Source organism: Candidatus Methanoperedens nitratireducens, assembly GCF_900196725.1.
Classification (GTDB): domain Archaea; phylum Halobacteriota; class Methanosarcinia; order Methanosarcinales; family Methanoperedenaceae; genus Methanoperedens; species Methanoperedens nitroreducens_A.
In genome coordinates, this window is sequence record NZ_FZMP01000203.1 from 34,080 (window position 1) to 47,735 (window position 13,656).

Consider the following 13,656-nt stretch of genomic DNA (forward strand, 5'->3'; position numbering starts at 1 on the left):
ATTACAGATTAATTTACAAATCGTAAACATATTGTTTATGAACCGTAAACAAAAAGTTTATAATTTGTAAACTCGTGTAAGTTATTATGCTGACCGAGCTTTTTAAAACAAAAGAACGAGTTAGAATCATTTCGTATATATTGTATCATAAAAGTTTTACAGTTAACCAGGTTTCAAATGAAACAGGGATTACAAAAGGTCTTGTCTCCCGATACCTTAAATACGTGTATGGAGTCGGACTTTTTACAAAGATAAAAAACATATACCAACCAATCGACTGCGCTCATACCAGAGCCATCAAATTGCTCTTGAACCTGAATAAAATCAATATAAAGTCCCTGGATATAAGCTGGATAACAGGCATTGGTATATTTGGAAGCTGGGCGCAGGGAACAAATACCCATGAGAGTGACCTTGATATATGGGTTAAAGTCGATGCTTATCCAACCGAATATCAGATGGCGCGTTTGCAGAGAGATATAAGTGCAATGGCTGGCGTGGAAGTTAATATGCTTGTCCTGACGCCGGAAAAAATTAAATCAATCAAAATGGCAGACCAGCCGTTCTATAATTCGCTGCTGCGAACATCTATTGTGCTAAAGGGTGGTTCGATTGAATAATATAGAGGATTGTTTCAGGAAGGGTCTATTGCGAAAAGTGGAGCCTTCTTTAACAAAAAGCAAGGAGTCAATAGCTGAGGCAAGGGAATGGCTATCCGAAGCGAGAAAAAATGTTTTGGCAGAGGCGTATAAATCAGCCATTTCATCATTATATCTTGCGATCTTTCATTCTGCCAGGGCGGTGCTGTTCAGGGATGGGGTGAGGGAGAAGAGTCATTACTGTGTGGGTGTTTATCTTGGGAAATATGTTGAGCAGGGCGTTTTAGAGGAGGACTGGGTTTTGATATTCGACAGGATGAGGAGCGTACGGCACGCCGACCAGTACTCATTCCAGGCGCATCCTTCAAAGGAAGAGGTGGAATCAGGAATCGATATCGCCGGGAAGTTCGTGAATCGGATGGAAAAGCTGCTGGAGGGGGTGGCGTGATGGCTGCATGTGGATTTAGAGAAAAGGAACCGCAGATAAACGCAGATGAACGCAGATATAAACCCGTAACGGATTTTATAAGTTTCTTTAATGGCAAGTTATTTTCCGTAACGGATTTCGGCGCAACCCACCGCAAAGGATGCAAAAAGCGCAAAGAAAAGCGGCTGGAGTCTTTACGTTCGAAGTACCAGCCTGCGCCTTGGCTGAACGCTATGATGAGGCGTAGATGAAAAATGCGAATCTTCATGTAATCAATTGTCAGGAATATCCGCTATTAATGACTAAAGACATATATATGGTGTTACAAATAATACATACTGGTGAGAAAAATGGCGATAAGTGAAAATGATATTACAGCTATCATTAAACATAAAGATATAAAACTTGTAGGTGATAGGCTCATTACAGTCCCTAAGAAAAAAGAGAAACGGTTCTTTCATGTTGAAATGGATGTTCCTGAAGAAAAAATTGATGAGCTACTGAGCGATGAGATATCCCAGTGGTAGAATGAATATTGCAGAATTTACTGAGCCGGAGATTTTTAGAGATACCAATATTTTTATCTATGCGCTGGCAAAGAAGCATCGCTATAAAAATATATGCGAGGAACTTCTATCAAGAATCAATCAGGGCGAAACGATTGGTTTTACATCTTCAACAGTGATTAATGAGCTATTTCATTCAATACTTATTGGGGAAGTTAGACTGAAATACGGGGACGTTGAAATCATCCGTTTCATTAAAGAGCATCCGAATGTAATCTCCGAGTGTTCGGTTGCCTATAGCGCGCTTGATGATGTATTTGATTCTAGTATTGTTATATTGCCTCTCACTTTGGAGGTGCTGCACCATGCAAAAACATTATCAAAGAATCATAACCTCTTATTTTCGGATGCTATACATGCTGCATCATGCGAAGTTTATGGTATAAAAAATATTGCCACTAATGACCAGGATTTCGATAGGGTCGATTTTCTGAAGAACTGGAGACCATGATTTAGCATATGCCTGTATTCATTTATTCATTATTTAATCTAAAAACCGCAGATGAACGCAGATTTTTTCTTGTGAGAGGGTTTATAGAACTTTTTGTTGACTGGTTATTTTCCGTGACGGAATTTGATGAGAAATTACACCGCAAAGGACGCAAAGAGCGCAAAGTAAAGCGGCAGGAACCTTTGTGTCCTCTGCTTCATAGCATGAAAAAGCACCGCCTCAGCGAACTTAGAACACGGATGATATGGATTAGACGGATTTTTACGGATACGATTAATCCGTGCGCATCCGTGTCATCCGTGCAATCCGTGTTCTTTTATAGTTTTTCTGGCATGAAACCAACATGCATGAAGGTATCTGCGTTTATCTGCGTTCATCTGCGGTTTTTAAATTGGGTGATTTTTCGGACAGGATTTACAGGATTTACAGGATACGCTTCATTTTTTAATCCTATAAATCCTGTTATCCTGTCAAATTGGAAGTGCCAGCCCACCGCGCCCCGGCAGAGCGCGAAGCTGCTGGAGGGGGCGAAGTGATGAACTTCAATACACGCACCCTTGGGAATATTTGCGATGAAGTTGGGGGTATTATCCGCACAGGTCCTTTTGGATCACAGTTGCATGAATCTGATTATCAAGATGAGGGTGTTCCTGTTATCATGCCAAAGAACATAATCGATGGCAAAGTATCTACGGAAGGGATTGCACGTATTGGGGATTTTGATGTATCTCGCCTTTCCCAACATAGGCTTCAAAAGGGTGACATCGTCTATGGCCGCAGAGGTGACATAGGTCGCCGAGCTCTCATAACCGAAAGGGAGGATGGATGGCTATGTGGAACAGGTTGCCTTCGCATCAGCTTAGGAAACTCTGTATTAGATCCAGTTTTCCTTTACTACTATTTAGGGCAACTGCAAGTAATATCGTGGATTTATAACAAAGCAATTGGTGCAACACTGCCAAATCTGAATACAGATATTATCCGTAGCGTACCCATCACATATCCCCCTCTCCCCACCCAGCGCAAAATCGCCGCCATCCTCAGCGCCTACGACGACCTCATCGAAAACAACACGCGGCGCATCAAACTCTTGGAAGAGATGGCGCAGGCGCTCTACCGTGAGTGGTTTGTGAAGTTCAGGTTTCCGGGGCATGAGAAGGTGAGGATGGTAGAATCGGAGCTGGGGATGGTGCCGGAGGGGTGGGATGTGAAAAAATTAGGTGATGTTGTTGAACTCGCATATGGTAAAGCCCTGAAAGCAGATGATAGAGTTGAAGGTTCATTTCCAGTTTATGGCTCTGGTGGTGTTGTTGGTTATCATAATGAGTGTTTAGTTAAAGGGCCTGGGATTATTGTTGGTCGTAAAGGTAATGTGGGTAGCGTATACTGGTCGGATTATGATTTCTTCCCAATAGATACCGTTTATTATGTAAAGAGCATAATCCCGCTACCTTATATTTATTATAACCTGCAATCGCAAAACTTCATTAATAATGATGCCGCTGTTCCCGGACTAAATAGAAATCAGGCGTACATGTTACCCTTCTTGCTGCCGAAGAAGGATATTTTATTGAATTTTGAGAATTTTGTTAAAGATGTCTTTAGACATACCAAAAATTTGAGAAACAAAAATGCCAACCTCCGCCGCACCCGCGACCTGCTGCTGCCGAAGCTCATATCAGGCGAGATGGATGTGGAGAATATCCAAGTGCGAATGAAGAATAACGGCTCAGGAGGAGCATAGATATGGAGAGTTTTTATATATTAAATGTCCTAAATTATGATAAAAGGTTGAGGAACCGAAGATGAGAATAAAAATCGATCTGGAAAGCGATGCGCTCGATTTCAGGATAAGCGAGGATCCGATAGAAGAAAGCGAGGAAATAAGTAAAGATCTCATTGTAGGCTAGGATGTCTGAGAACATGCCCCTCTGGCACCCCCGCTACACCCTCACCCCCGCCATCGCCCGCGCGCTCATGGATATCGAAGCAGCGCGCGCCGTGGTCGAGCATACTCCTCTTCCTCCGGCAGCAGAGGCTGAACTGCGCCGCCGCGCGCGCATACGTTCTACACATTATTCCACGCGCATCGAAGGCAACCGCCTGACGCTGGCGGAGGCTGAACAGGTCATCGAGGGAAAACAGGCACATTTTCACGGGCGGGAGCGGGATGTCAGCGAAGTGAAGAATTACTGGAATGCGCTGCTGCGCGTAGAGGAATGGGCTGCTAAAAAGATGCCGCTCACAGAAGAGCTTATTCAAAGGCTTCATGCGCTCATAAAAGAGGGAGCGCGTGCTAAACCCACACCTTACCGGGATGGTCAGAACGTAATTCGCGATTTGGCATCAGGTGCAATAATTTATCTGCCGCCCGAAGCAAAAGATGTGCCCGCGCTCATGGCGGCGCTGGTCGGGTGGGTGCACAGGGCAGAAAAAGAGGGGCTGCCTGTACCGCTCATCGCCGGTCTTGTGCATTACCAGTTCGTTACCATTCATCCTTACTATGACGGCAACGGGAGGACGGCGCGCCTGCTTGCGACATTTATCCTGCACCGGGGCGGCTACGGACTGAACGGCTTCTTCTCGCTGGAAGAACATCATGCGCGCGACCTGGAGGGCTATTACCGCTCCCTTGCTGTACATCCGCATCATAACTATTACGAAGGGCGGGCAGAAGCTGACCTGACGCCATGGCTTGAATATTTTGCCAGAACCCTGGCTCGTGTGTTCACCGCAGCAAAAGATGAGGCGCTGCACTATGCTGCGCAGTGTGTGCCGGCAGAACCCGAAGAACTGCGCCGTCTTGACCACAGGGCGCGGACTGTTCTTGCGTTATTCGCCAGAGCAGAACAGGTTACTACTTCACAGGTCGCTACCACTCTGGGACTTTCAGAGCGTATGGCGCGGGTGTTGCTCAATACGTGGGTCAAAGATGGCTGGTTGGTTATAGCAAATCCATCCAACCGAAAACGAGCATATGGTTTATCGGCAATTTATCGGCAATATATCGACAGTTTATCGGCAATGAAGAGGATTAAAAAATGAGCTTTGATTACTCCGAAGACTCACTTGTCGAACAGCCCGCTATCGAACTCTTTTCTGACCTCGGCTGGGAGGCTGCGAATTGTTTTTACGAGAAGTTCGGGGAAAAAAGCACACTTGGACGTGAAACGACAGGTGAAGTTATTCTTGTGCTAAGATTGCGTGAAGCCCTGAAGCGTTTGAACCCCAGTCTGCCTCCTGAAGCAATTGAACTCGCCATCGAAGAACTCACCCGCGACCGCAGCATCATGAGCCCGGCAAATGCCAACCGCGAGGTATATCGTTTGCTCAAGAACGGCGTGAAAGTCGCTTTCCGGGGCAAAGAAAATGAAGAGACCGTTGAGAACGTCCGGGTAATTGACTGGAATGAGCCTTCCAATAACGACTTCTTCCTTGCTTCGCAATTCTGGGTGTCGGGCGAGATGTACAAGCGCCGTGCTGACCTGGTTGGTTTTGTTAATGGTCTTCCGCTTGTCTTCATCGAACTCAAAGCCTCATATAAGAGGCTGGAACATGCTTTTAAGGGTAATCTGCGTGATTACAAATCAAATATACCGCAGATCTTCTGGTATAATGGCTTCATTATTCTTTCAAACGGAAGCCAGAGCAAAATAGGCAGCATGACAGCAGAGTGGGAGCACTTCGCAGAATGGAAAAAGATAAACAGCGAAGGTGAAGAGGGTATTGTTTCACTGGATACAATGATCCGGGGAACATGCGAGCCAGCTCGTCTTCTTGATATTCTTGAAAATTTCATGCTATTCAACGAAGCTACAGGCGGTCTCGTAAAACTTGTTGCGAAAAACCACCAATATCTGGGTGTGAATAATGCTACTGAGGCACTGAAGCAGATAGAAAAGAACAGGGGACGCCTCGGAGTCTTCTGGCACACACAGGGCAGCGGGAAAAGCTATTCCATGGTCTTCTTCTCCCAGAAAGTGCTGCGAAAAATTCCCGGTAATTTCACGTTCGTTATCGTGACCGACAGGCAGGATCTGGACAACCAGATTTACAAGAACTTTGCAGGCGCAGGCGCTGTGACTGAGGAGCAGGTGCAGGCGCTGAGCGGGGAACACCTGAAACAGCTATTGCGTGAAGACCACCGCTATATCTTCACTCTTATCCAGAAGTTCCATAAAAAGAAGGGCGAAACCTATCCCATGCTTTCAGCCCGCAAGGATATCATCGTTATCACGGACGAGGCGCATCGAAGCCAGTACGATGCCCTTGCCCTGAACATGCGAAATGCCCTGCCCAACGCTGCATTCATCGCCTTCACAGGCACGCCTCTCATTTTCGGTGAAGAAAAGACAAAAGAGGTTTTCGGGGATTATGTCAGCATCTACAACTTCAAACAGTCTGTAGATGATGGCGCCACTGTTCCGCTTTATTATGAAAATCGCATCCCAGAGCTTCAACTGACCAACAAGGAATTGAATGAAGACCTCCAGCGCCTCATCGACGAGGCAGAACTGGATGAAGAGCAGGAGAAAAAGCTTGAGCGAGAGTTCGCGCGTGAATACCACCTGATTACGAGGGACGACAGGCTGGATAAGATAGCCAGGGACATTGTCGCTCATTTCATGGGACGCGGGCAATTTGGGAAGGCAATGGTCGTCTCCATCGATAAAGCAACTGCCTTAAGGATGCACGATAAGGTTCAGAAGTATTGGAAAAAATACTTGAATGACCTGCAGGCTAAGCTGGTAAAATGCGATAAATTTGAGAAGCAGGAACTTGAAGAGAAAATCAAATTCATGGACGAGACCGATATGGCCGTCGTGGTGTCCCAGTCGCAAAATGAGATTGAAGACTTTAAGAAAAAGGGTCTGGACATAGCTCAGCATCGCAAGAGAATTGTAAAAGAGGACCTCGACACGAAATTCAAGGACCCGGATGACCCGTTCCGCATCGTATTCGTTTGCGCCATGTGGATGACTGGCTTTGATGTACCATCCTGTTCCACCATCTACCTTGACAAACCAATGCGCAACCACACACTCATGCAGACCATAGCGCGTGCGAACCGGGTGTTCAGGGATAAATTAAATGGCCTGGTAGTGGATTACGTCGGCGTGTTCAGGAACCTGCAAAAAGCACTGGCAATCTACGGCTCTGGCGCAGGAGGGGGAATAAAAGAAGGCGATACTCCGGTAAAGGACAAGAGCGTGCTTGTTGAGCTGCTAAAGCAGTCGATCGAGGATGCCACAGCATTTTGCACAGAACGAAGTATCGACCTCTCGAAGATACAGGCTGCCCAGGGCTTTGAGCGTGTTAAGTTGATGGATGACGCGATCAATGCAATATTGACCAGCGATGATTCAAAGGCGAAGTATCTGTCTATGGCAGGAAACGTGGTCAGAATATACAGGGCTATCCTCCCAGACCCGGCAGCAAACGAGTTCGGCTTAATGCAAATGCTCCTGGCTAAAATTGCAGAAACGATTCGCTCACTGGCGCCGGAAACTGACATTTCCGAGATTATGGATTCGGTCGAAAATCTGCTTGATAAATCCATCGCCACTGAGGGATATGTTATCCGGGAAAGCTCTGATGAGTATCGCCCTGTGGATTTGAGCCGGATTGACTTTGAGGCATTAAAAGCGAAATTTGAGAACAGCCGCAAGCGGATTGAGGCAGAAAAACTCAGAGGCGCCATCAATCGCAAACTGGTCCAGATGGTCAGCTTAAACAAAAACCGGGTGGATTACCTGGAGAAATTCCAGAAACTGATAGATGAATACAATTCAGGCTCCTATAATGTAGAAACGTTCTTCACCAAACTTGTGGAATTCGCCAAGGGACTCAATGCAGAAGAAAAGAGAGGAATTGCGGAGAATCTTACCGAGGAAGAACTGGCAATATTCGACCTGCTCACAAAACCGGAGATGACACTGAGCAAGAAGGAGGAGCAAGAGGTCAAGAAGGTGGCGCATGATCTTCTGGAGACACTTAAAAAGGAAAAACTTGTTCTTGATTGGCGTAAACGCCAGCAATCAAGGGCAGCTGTAAGGCTGTCTATCGAAGAGATTCTGGACCGCCTGCCGCGAAGCTATATACCTGAATTATATCAGCATAAGTGCGATGTGGTGTATCAACACATATATGATTCTTATTTTGGGCAGGGGCAGAGTATTTATTCGCCAGCGGTTTGAACTACGAAAGGTAAAGATATCAAATGAGTTTGTTCGTTGGGTCCATCGATATTGCATTTTAGTAAATGTTCTTCACATCGTTTCCACTTATACATTTTCCGGTCGTTATCCCCTTAACATCTTCATGAAATCATGCTTGGTCACAACACCCACAACTTTCCCTTTCTCAAGCACGAGCACGGCAGGATTCTCCTCAAGTATCCTTGACACTGTATTCATATCTGTCGTCGGGGATACGGTCGGGAATGAGTCGCCCATGATGTTACGCACAAGGAAATGCGATACCTTTTTTATATCCTGATCTGTCATCGAGTGCACGATCTGGTCGGTAGAGATGCTGCCCACCGGGACTCCACTGTCGATGACAGGCATCTGGGAAAAGCCGTGCTCTTCCATGATCCTTGCAGCTTCCTCTATCGAACTATCCGAGCTTGTATGTATGACGGGGGCATGCATTATATTAATAACGTCTATCTTCTCCTTTCTTGCAGCATCAAAGGCATTGAATATCTTACGCAGCGTGGAGAGCCTGGGATCAACATCTCCTGCCTCGATGCGCGCTATCAGCGGCTGGCTTACCCCGGCGCGGGAAGCGAGTTCATGCTGGGTAAGATGCAAATCTGTCCGGAGCTTTTTTAAATCAGCTGGTGTAGGGAGAAACATTATATTACTGTGAGTAATAAGATATATATTAATATTTCGGTTGGATATATTATTTTGTAAATTCTTAACTTCCCGCCATCGCTTCCAGTTTCAATAAAGCTTATATGCTTGGAAGTAATCTGAGTTGAAACCGCGTAATACATTTTTATACGCATATCCAGATTATCGGAGGATTATCCAATGGCAAGAAAACCAGGAAGAATGTACAGGAACATCACCCAGCGCTCATATACCAGACGGGAGTACATGGGCGGTGTGCCTGGAAGCAAGATCGTAACATTTGACATTGGGAACTTAAAAGATGAGTTCCCTGTAGAAATATCCGTCGTAGCTAAAGAAGCGTGCCAGATACGGCACAGCGCTCTTGAAGCTGCACGCATCGCCGCGAACAGGCCGCTGCTTGAAGGCGTCGGACCTAACAGCTACCACTTGAAGATAAGGGTCTTTCCGCATGAGGTTCTCAGGGAGAACAAACAGGCGACCGGGGCAGGAGCAGACCGTGTATCACAGGGAATGCGCCAGGCTTTCGGAAAGGCTGTGGGCACTGCTGCCAGGGTAAAGGCAGGTCAAAAGCTCATGACATTATCCATACATCCGGCAAGCTTTATTGCGGCAAAAAAAGCACTGGTCTCAGCAGGACATAAACTGCCGACACCGATCAGACTGGTCGTCGAAAAGGGCCAGGAACTGGTTTTAACTTAAACTCATGAACGATTATCTTGCAGATCTTGACAGGGCACTTTCCAAGCTGCCTGAAATAAAAGGCTCAGGGGAGCGTTTTGTAGTTCCTGAGCCCAGGCTGCTTACCGAAGGAAAGACGACGGTACTTGAGAACTTCGCTGCCATAGCAGATAAATTGAACCGCGAACCTGAGCATGTATTTAAATTCCTGCTCAGGGAACTGGGTACAGCCGGTAAACTAGAAGGTTCAAGGGCGGTATTCCATGGCAAATTCACATCAGGCGTTATTTCGGAGCTTATCGATGCGTATATCCAGGAATACGTAACATGCTCCGAATGCGGGCGTCCGGATACGCACCTGATCAAGGTTGACAGGATTTTGACGTTGCGATGCGATGCATGCGGTGCCCACAGACCGGTCACAAAACGGCAAGCGGGCGTTATCATAAAGGAAGAAGCGCTGAAAGAAGGCGAAACCTACGATATAATGATAGCTGCTGTCGGAAGGAAAGGGGACGGCATCGCCAAAAAGGATAAATATACTATTTATGTGCCGGGTGTTGTTAAAGGGGATTCTGTCAAAATAAAAATTAAAAAGATTACAGGGAATCTCGCTTTTGCCGAACTTATTGAAAAGAAGGTTATTGAAAAGAAAGCTTGATGTATTATTTAATTCCGGTTTCCTGTTCAAACCACGCCGGGTAATGTTCCTCCGCCCATTTTTCATCCACCGTCCCGAAAATGATACCGTGCAGGGATTCACTGTTATACAGCGCGAATGTGATGTGACCTGCAAGCAGCAATATGGAAAGTATCGCCAGCGAGTCATGGGCAAGGAAATTCAATTCCACAAAATTTACGCTGAACAACGACTTCATCCAGACCACAAAACCCGAAAAGGAGAGACCTGCTATCAGCAGCAGCATCACTATGAAATTTACCTTCTGCCCGCCGTTGAATTTTCCGGTAGCTGCGGTTTTTCTGTTCTTTAAGAGTTCGACGAACCAATTTAGGTCATCGCCTGTCCACGAAATCAGCTCTTTTATATCTATGCGGGTCAGGGAACTTCCGGCGATATAAATCATGACCGGCAGTAGAATAAAAGGCAGTGAAGCATAGAGATGTATCCTTCTTATTAATGGGTCGCCAAGAAGCGATTTTGGGGTCAGGAAAAGCTGGATGCCTGTTGCCAGGAGCCAGATAAAGATAACAGCATGGGACCAGTGCAAAACCCTTGCCGAAGCATCAAATCTTGGCAGTCTCACGGATACGTCACTCCGTCCATCTTGTATCCAAGAGCCTCCCAGTAACCCACCTCCTGCGCTGCCGTGAGCGTGATCCGGTTGACCCATTTCACGCTCTTGTATCCGAACATCCTGGGCATCACCAGTCGCAGCGGCATTCCCTGTTCTCCGGGCAAAGGTTCATCGTTCAGCATGTAAGCCAGCATGACCTCAGGCTCAAGCGCCTCTTTTATGGTGAGGCTGTCCGTGTATATGCCGCTTGCCGAATGGAACGATACAGCAGTAGCTTCAGGCTTGAGCCCTGCCATATCGAAAAGAGTTCTTAACCGCAAGCCTTTCCATTTTACTTTATCCACAGACCAGCCTTCCACGCAGTGAAAATCAGATATCTGTTCTTCGCTTTTAAGTTCCAGGAGTTCTTTATAGTAGATAGTAAGAGGTTTGTCTACGAGCCCGTCTATTGCCAGTTTCCATGTATCAGGGTCAAAAGAAGGTGTCTGTTCAACACTTCTTATCCGGAATCTGTTGATTGTTCTTATCGCCTTCTCTTTGATTATGCTGATTCCTGCAAGTATTATACCCAGAAAAATGCCGAGCCATATCAGGAATTTTCTGCGGCTGATACGCTTCAAGACTGACCTGGATTCTTTCTCCTTGTTCACTTGATATTCCCCCAGTTCCAAGATAGCATCTAAAAGGTAAATACCTGACTGTTGATGAAAAATTATTAACGCAATCCCTATATCCCATTTGATCCATTAGCTCCTCTCATGCTCGTGAACGCCGACCTCCACATCCATTCAAAATACAGCATGGCGACATCCCCCAAGATGGACCTGCACACGCTTGCCGCAGAGTCCGGGAAGAAAGGGATCCAGCTTGTGGCCACCGGAGACTGCCTGCACCCTAAGTGGCTTGCTGAGATAAAGAAATTAAAAGAAGAGAACGGGGTTTTCAGGCTAAATGAGGCATTCTTTGTCCTCACTGCCGAGGTCGAGGACATGAACCAGGTGCATCATCTCCTCATCATCCCTTCCGTATCCAAGGCTGAAGAACTGTACGAACTCATGAGACCGAGGTCGAACAGTATCGACTCCGACGGCAGGCCGAACGTGAGAATGAACGGCGCCGAGATCGCACAGGCTGCAAAGGATGCGGGTGCGCTCATCGGTCCTGCGCATGCGTTCACGCCATGGACAGCGATGTACGCGTATCACAACTCGCTGAAAGACTGCTACGGGGACATGGCTGATTATATTTATCTTATCGAGCTTGGCCTGAGCGCTGATACATCGTACGCTGACAGGATTTCGGAGCTTCGCTGCCTCACTTTCCTCACAAACTCCGATGCCCATTCCCCCTACGTGAATAAACTGGCGCGCGAGTTCAACCGCTTTGAGATGGAGAGCATCAGTTTTGATGAATTGAAGATGGCGATAATACGCGAAAAAGGAAGAAAGCCAGTTCTCAATGTTGGTCTGCCTCCGGAAGAGGGAAAATATAACGAGAGCGCATGCATCCGGTGCTTCAAGCATTACACATTGCGGGAGAGCATTATCAAGAACTGGACATGCTCCTGCGGCGGGATGATAAAAAAGGGCGTAAAGGACAGGGTCAATGAGCTTGCAATGTATGATAAGCCGCAGCATCCGCCGCATAGACCGCCTTATCTTCACCTGATACCGTTATCCGAAATAATTGCTATGGCTCTGGGGATAGGGACGAATACGAAGGGTGTGAAGAAGATATGGGATGCGCTGATAGAGCAATACGGCTCCGAGGTAACGGTGCTGGTCGATGCCAATGTTAAGGATTCGGGGGTGGATGAGCGCGTTATCAATGCGATAGCGGCTTTCAGGGAAGGGAGGGTGAAAGTGCATCCGGGCGGCGGGGGGCAGTATGGGAAGATTGAGCTATCGGAGGCTGAGTCGGTTCCTGACAGACCTGAACCTCAGAGGTCTTTGTTTGATTATTGAAATTAGCTGCAAATAATTCTTAAAAATTTTAAAAGTGCCAAGAAAAGAAATTATTGCAAGTTATTTTAAAAGACTTCTCAATCATATTTTTATATGTACATATCGTAAAGATAACAATATGATAGATATAGAAACCGAGGTAAAGGATATAAAGCGATATGTAATCGAGATTTCTAAAAAAGTTGATGAGCTTTTATACGAAAAAGAAATCATTTCGATGATGAAGCTTGCTGAAAAGTCTTTATCAGGTTTTTTTGAGAATGAGCCGGATATTTATAAATTAGAGGATTTAAAGGTCAGATATAAATGAAAGGAAAAATAGTGCTTGTGCCTTTTCCGTTTACTGACTTAACTGCTGCAAAGCTCAGACCAGCTTTAGTGCTATACGACGGCGACAAGGATGCAATCATGGCATTTATTTCCTCAAAACTACCATCAGAACCTTCTATGGTAGATGTTTTAATAACAAAGAATCATTCTGCTTTTAAAAACGCAGGATTGAAAGTGGATTCAGTTATAAAGCTTGATAAAATCGCAACTGTACTGAAAGATTTAATTGTGGGCGAGATTGGGGAACTTGATCAGGAATTAAGGAGAGAAGTAAATCAAAAAATAAAAAAAGTATTGGAGATATAGTAAATTCGCAAATCCAGTATTATTTGCGAGTCCTGTATGTACCGGTTTCATCATTGTTTCTTGTTAAACTCGTATTTTGCGCCTTAGTATGAAAAACGCTACGACGCAGGACACGGATGACACGGATCAGACGGATGTTCACGGATACGAAATCAGCGCGCATCCGTGCTATCCATGTTTTATCGTAATGTTTCTTTAACCGATTACGTATGGATC

The 13,656-nt window shown here is 45.9% G+C and carries 18 protein-coding genes; 15 read left to right on the forward strand and 3 right to left on the reverse strand.

What is annotated here, in order from left to right; genetic code table 11:
• The first annotated feature begins 86 nt into the window (after nucleotides 1–86).
• From MNV_RS14220 to MNV_RS14255, 10 genes are all read left to right on the forward strand, one after another.
• The gene (locus tag MNV_RS14220; RefSeq protein WP_096206612.1) at nucleotides 87–620 is read left to right on the forward strand and encodes a nucleotidyltransferase family protein; all 534 of its coding nucleotides are present in this window, start codon (nucleotides 87–89) and stop codon (nucleotides 618–620) included.
• Complete coding sequence (locus MNV_RS14225; protein ID WP_218838034.1) at nucleotides 613–1,047, forward strand: HEPN domain-containing protein; 435 nt, start codon at nucleotides 613–615, stop codon at nucleotides 1,045–1,047. The genes MNV_RS14220 and MNV_RS14225 overlap by 8 nt, the downstream gene beginning before the upstream one ends.
• Nucleotides 1,044–1,277 (forward strand): hypothetical protein, encoded by a 234-nt coding sequence (locus MNV_RS14230; protein WP_218838035.1) that lies wholly within the window; start codon nucleotides 1,044–1,046, stop codon nucleotides 1,275–1,277. Before MNV_RS14225 ends, MNV_RS14230 begins: the two co-directional genes overlap by 4 nt.
• Nucleotides 1,278–1,376: 99 nt before the next feature.
• Complete coding sequence (locus MNV_RS19820; protein WP_179293999.1) at nucleotides 1,377–1,553, forward strand: hypothetical protein; 177 nt, start codon at nucleotides 1,377–1,379, stop codon at nucleotides 1,551–1,553.
• 1 nt (nucleotide 1,554) lies between these two features.
• Nucleotides 1,555–2,043, forward strand: coding sequence for a type II toxin-antitoxin system VapC family toxin (locus tag MNV_RS14235; RefSeq protein WP_179294000.1), 489 nt, complete (start codon nucleotides 1,555–1,557; stop codon nucleotides 2,041–2,043).
• An 8-nt stretch (nucleotides 2,044–2,051) separates the two neighbouring features.
• On the forward strand, nucleotides 2,052–2,579 hold the full coding sequence (locus MNV_RS14240) for a hypothetical protein (RefSeq protein ID WP_096206616.1): 528 nt from the start codon (nucleotides 2,052–2,054) through the stop codon (nucleotides 2,577–2,579).
• Nucleotides 2,579–3,787, forward strand: a complete 1,209-nt coding sequence (locus tag MNV_RS14245) for a restriction endonuclease subunit S (protein ID WP_096206617.1) — start codon at nucleotides 2,579–2,581, stop codon at nucleotides 3,785–3,787. The genes MNV_RS14240 and MNV_RS14245 overlap by 1 nt, the downstream gene beginning before the upstream one ends.
• 61 nt (nucleotides 3,788–3,848) lie before the next feature.
• A complete protein-coding gene (locus MNV_RS19095) occupies nucleotides 3,849–3,953 on the forward strand; it encodes a DUF2283 domain-containing protein (RefSeq protein ID WP_143311808.1) in 105 nt (34 codons plus the stop codon).
• 13 nt (nucleotides 3,954–3,966) lie between these two features.
• Nucleotides 3,967–5,088: a Fic family protein gene (locus MNV_RS14250; protein WP_096206663.1), complete on the forward strand. Its 1,122-nt coding sequence runs from the start codon at nucleotides 3,967–3,969 to the stop codon at nucleotides 5,086–5,088.
• Nucleotides 5,085–8,240 (forward strand): type I restriction endonuclease subunit R, encoded by a 3,156-nt coding sequence (locus tag MNV_RS14255; RefSeq protein ID WP_096206618.1) that lies wholly within the window; start codon nucleotides 5,085–5,087, stop codon nucleotides 8,238–8,240. The genes MNV_RS14250 and MNV_RS14255 overlap by 4 nt, the downstream gene beginning before the upstream one ends.
• 105 nt (nucleotides 8,241–8,345) lie before the next feature.
• On the opposite strand, the gene MNV_RS14260 is transcribed toward MNV_RS14255, so the two are convergent.
• The gene (locus MNV_RS14260; protein ID WP_096206619.1) at nucleotides 8,346–8,903 is read right to left on the reverse strand and encodes a CBS domain-containing protein; all 558 of its coding nucleotides are present in this window, start codon (nucleotides 8,901–8,903) and stop codon (nucleotides 8,346–8,348) included.
• A 180-nt stretch (nucleotides 8,904–9,083) separates the two neighbouring features.
• Here MNV_RS14260 and MNV_RS14265 point away from each other — a divergent pair, with 180 nt between their 5' ends.
• Nucleotides 9,084–9,605 carry a 50S ribosomal protein L16 gene (locus tag MNV_RS14265; RefSeq protein WP_096206620.1) on the forward strand — a complete coding sequence of 174 codons (522 nt, stop codon included), beginning with the start codon at nucleotides 9,084–9,086 and terminating at the stop codon, nucleotides 9,603–9,605.
• A gap of 4 nt (nucleotides 9,606–9,609) precedes the next feature.
• Nucleotides 9,610–10,245, forward strand: a complete 636-nt coding sequence (locus MNV_RS14270) for a translation initiation factor IF-2 subunit beta (protein WP_096206621.1) — start codon at nucleotides 9,610–9,612, stop codon at nucleotides 10,243–10,245.
• Nucleotides 10,246–10,249: 4 nt separating this feature from the next.
• Here MNV_RS14270 and MNV_RS14275 read toward each other — a convergent pair whose 3' ends face one another.
• Together MNV_RS14275 and MNV_RS14280 are read right to left on the reverse strand one after the other, a co-directional pair.
• A complete protein-coding gene (locus tag MNV_RS14275) occupies nucleotides 10,250–10,849 on the reverse strand; it encodes a cytochrome b/b6 domain-containing protein (protein ID WP_179294001.1) in 600 nt (199 codons plus the stop codon).
• Nucleotides 10,846–11,490, reverse strand: a complete 645-nt coding sequence (locus MNV_RS14280) for a molybdopterin-dependent oxidoreductase (protein WP_179294002.1) — start codon at nucleotides 11,488–11,490, stop codon at nucleotides 10,846–10,848. Before MNV_RS14280 ends, MNV_RS14275 begins: the two co-directional genes overlap by 4 nt.
• A gap of 108 nt (nucleotides 11,491–11,598) precedes the next feature.
• On the opposite strand from MNV_RS14280, the gene MNV_RS14285 reads away from it, so the two are divergent.
• From MNV_RS14285 to MNV_RS14295, 3 genes are all read left to right on the forward strand, one after another.
• A complete protein-coding gene (locus MNV_RS14285) occupies nucleotides 11,599–12,804 on the forward strand; it encodes a TIGR00375 family protein (protein WP_096206624.1) in 1,206 nt (401 codons plus the stop codon).
• A gap of 118 nt (nucleotides 12,805–12,922) precedes the next feature.
• A complete protein-coding gene (locus tag MNV_RS14290; protein WP_218838036.1) occupies nucleotides 12,923–13,114 on the forward strand; it encodes a hypothetical protein in 192 nt (63 codons plus the stop codon).
• Nucleotides 13,111–13,440 carry a type II toxin-antitoxin system PemK/MazF family toxin gene (locus tag MNV_RS14295; protein ID WP_096206625.1) on the forward strand — a complete coding sequence of 110 codons (330 nt, stop codon included), beginning with the start codon at nucleotides 13,111–13,113 and terminating at the stop codon, nucleotides 13,438–13,440. Before MNV_RS14290 ends, MNV_RS14295 begins: the two co-directional genes overlap by 4 nt.
• The last annotated feature ends 216 nt before the right edge of the window (nucleotides 13,441–13,656 follow it).

What these genes read in the sequence shown, in the direction of transcription:
- MNV_RS14220 (WP_096206612.1), top strand. Translation starts at nt 87, where the DNA reads ATGCTGACCGAGCTTTTTAAAACAAAAGAACGAGTTAGAATCATTTCG.
- MNV_RS19820 (WP_179293999.1), top strand. Translation starts at nt 1,377, where the DNA reads ATGGCGATAAGTGAAAATGATATTACAGCTATCATTAAACATAAAGAT.
- MNV_RS14235 (WP_179294000.1), top strand. Translation starts at nt 1,555, where the DNA reads ATGAATATTGCAGAATTTACTGAGCCGGAGATTTTTAGAGATACCAAT.
- MNV_RS14240 (WP_096206616.1), top strand. Translation starts at nt 2,052, where the DNA reads ATGCCTGTATTCATTTATTCATTATTTAATCTAAAAACCGCAGATGAA.
- MNV_RS14245 (WP_096206617.1), top strand. Translation starts at nt 2,579, where the DNA reads ATGAACTTCAATACACGCACCCTTGGGAATATTTGCGATGAAGTTGGG.
- MNV_RS19095 (WP_143311808.1), top strand. Translation starts at nt 3,849, where the DNA reads ATGAGAATAAAAATCGATCTGGAAAGCGATGCGCTCGATTTCAGGATA.
- MNV_RS14250 (WP_096206663.1), top strand. Translation starts at nt 3,967, where the DNA reads ATGCCCCTCTGGCACCCCCGCTACACCCTCACCCCCGCCATCGCCCGC.
- MNV_RS14255 (WP_096206618.1), top strand. Translation starts at nt 5,085, where the DNA reads ATGAGCTTTGATTACTCCGAAGACTCACTTGTCGAACAGCCCGCTATC.
- MNV_RS14260 (WP_096206619.1), bottom strand. Translation starts at nt 8,903, where the DNA reads ATGTTTCTCCCTACACCAGCTGATTTAAAAAAGCTCCGGACAGATTTG.
- MNV_RS14265 (WP_096206620.1), top strand. Translation starts at nt 9,084, where the DNA reads ATGGCAAGAAAACCAGGAAGAATGTACAGGAACATCACCCAGCGCTCA.
- MNV_RS14270 (WP_096206621.1), top strand. Translation starts at nt 9,610, where the DNA reads ATGAACGATTATCTTGCAGATCTTGACAGGGCACTTTCCAAGCTGCCT.
- MNV_RS14285 (WP_096206624.1), top strand. Translation starts at nt 11,599, where the DNA reads ATGCTCGTGAACGCCGACCTCCACATCCATTCAAAATACAGCATGGCG.
- MNV_RS14290 (WP_218838036.1), top strand. Translation starts at nt 12,923, where the DNA reads ATGATAGATATAGAAACCGAGGTAAAGGATATAAAGCGATATGTAATC.
- MNV_RS14295 (WP_096206625.1), top strand. Translation starts at nt 13,111, where the DNA reads ATGAAAGGAAAAATAGTGCTTGTGCCTTTTCCGTTTACTGACTTAACT.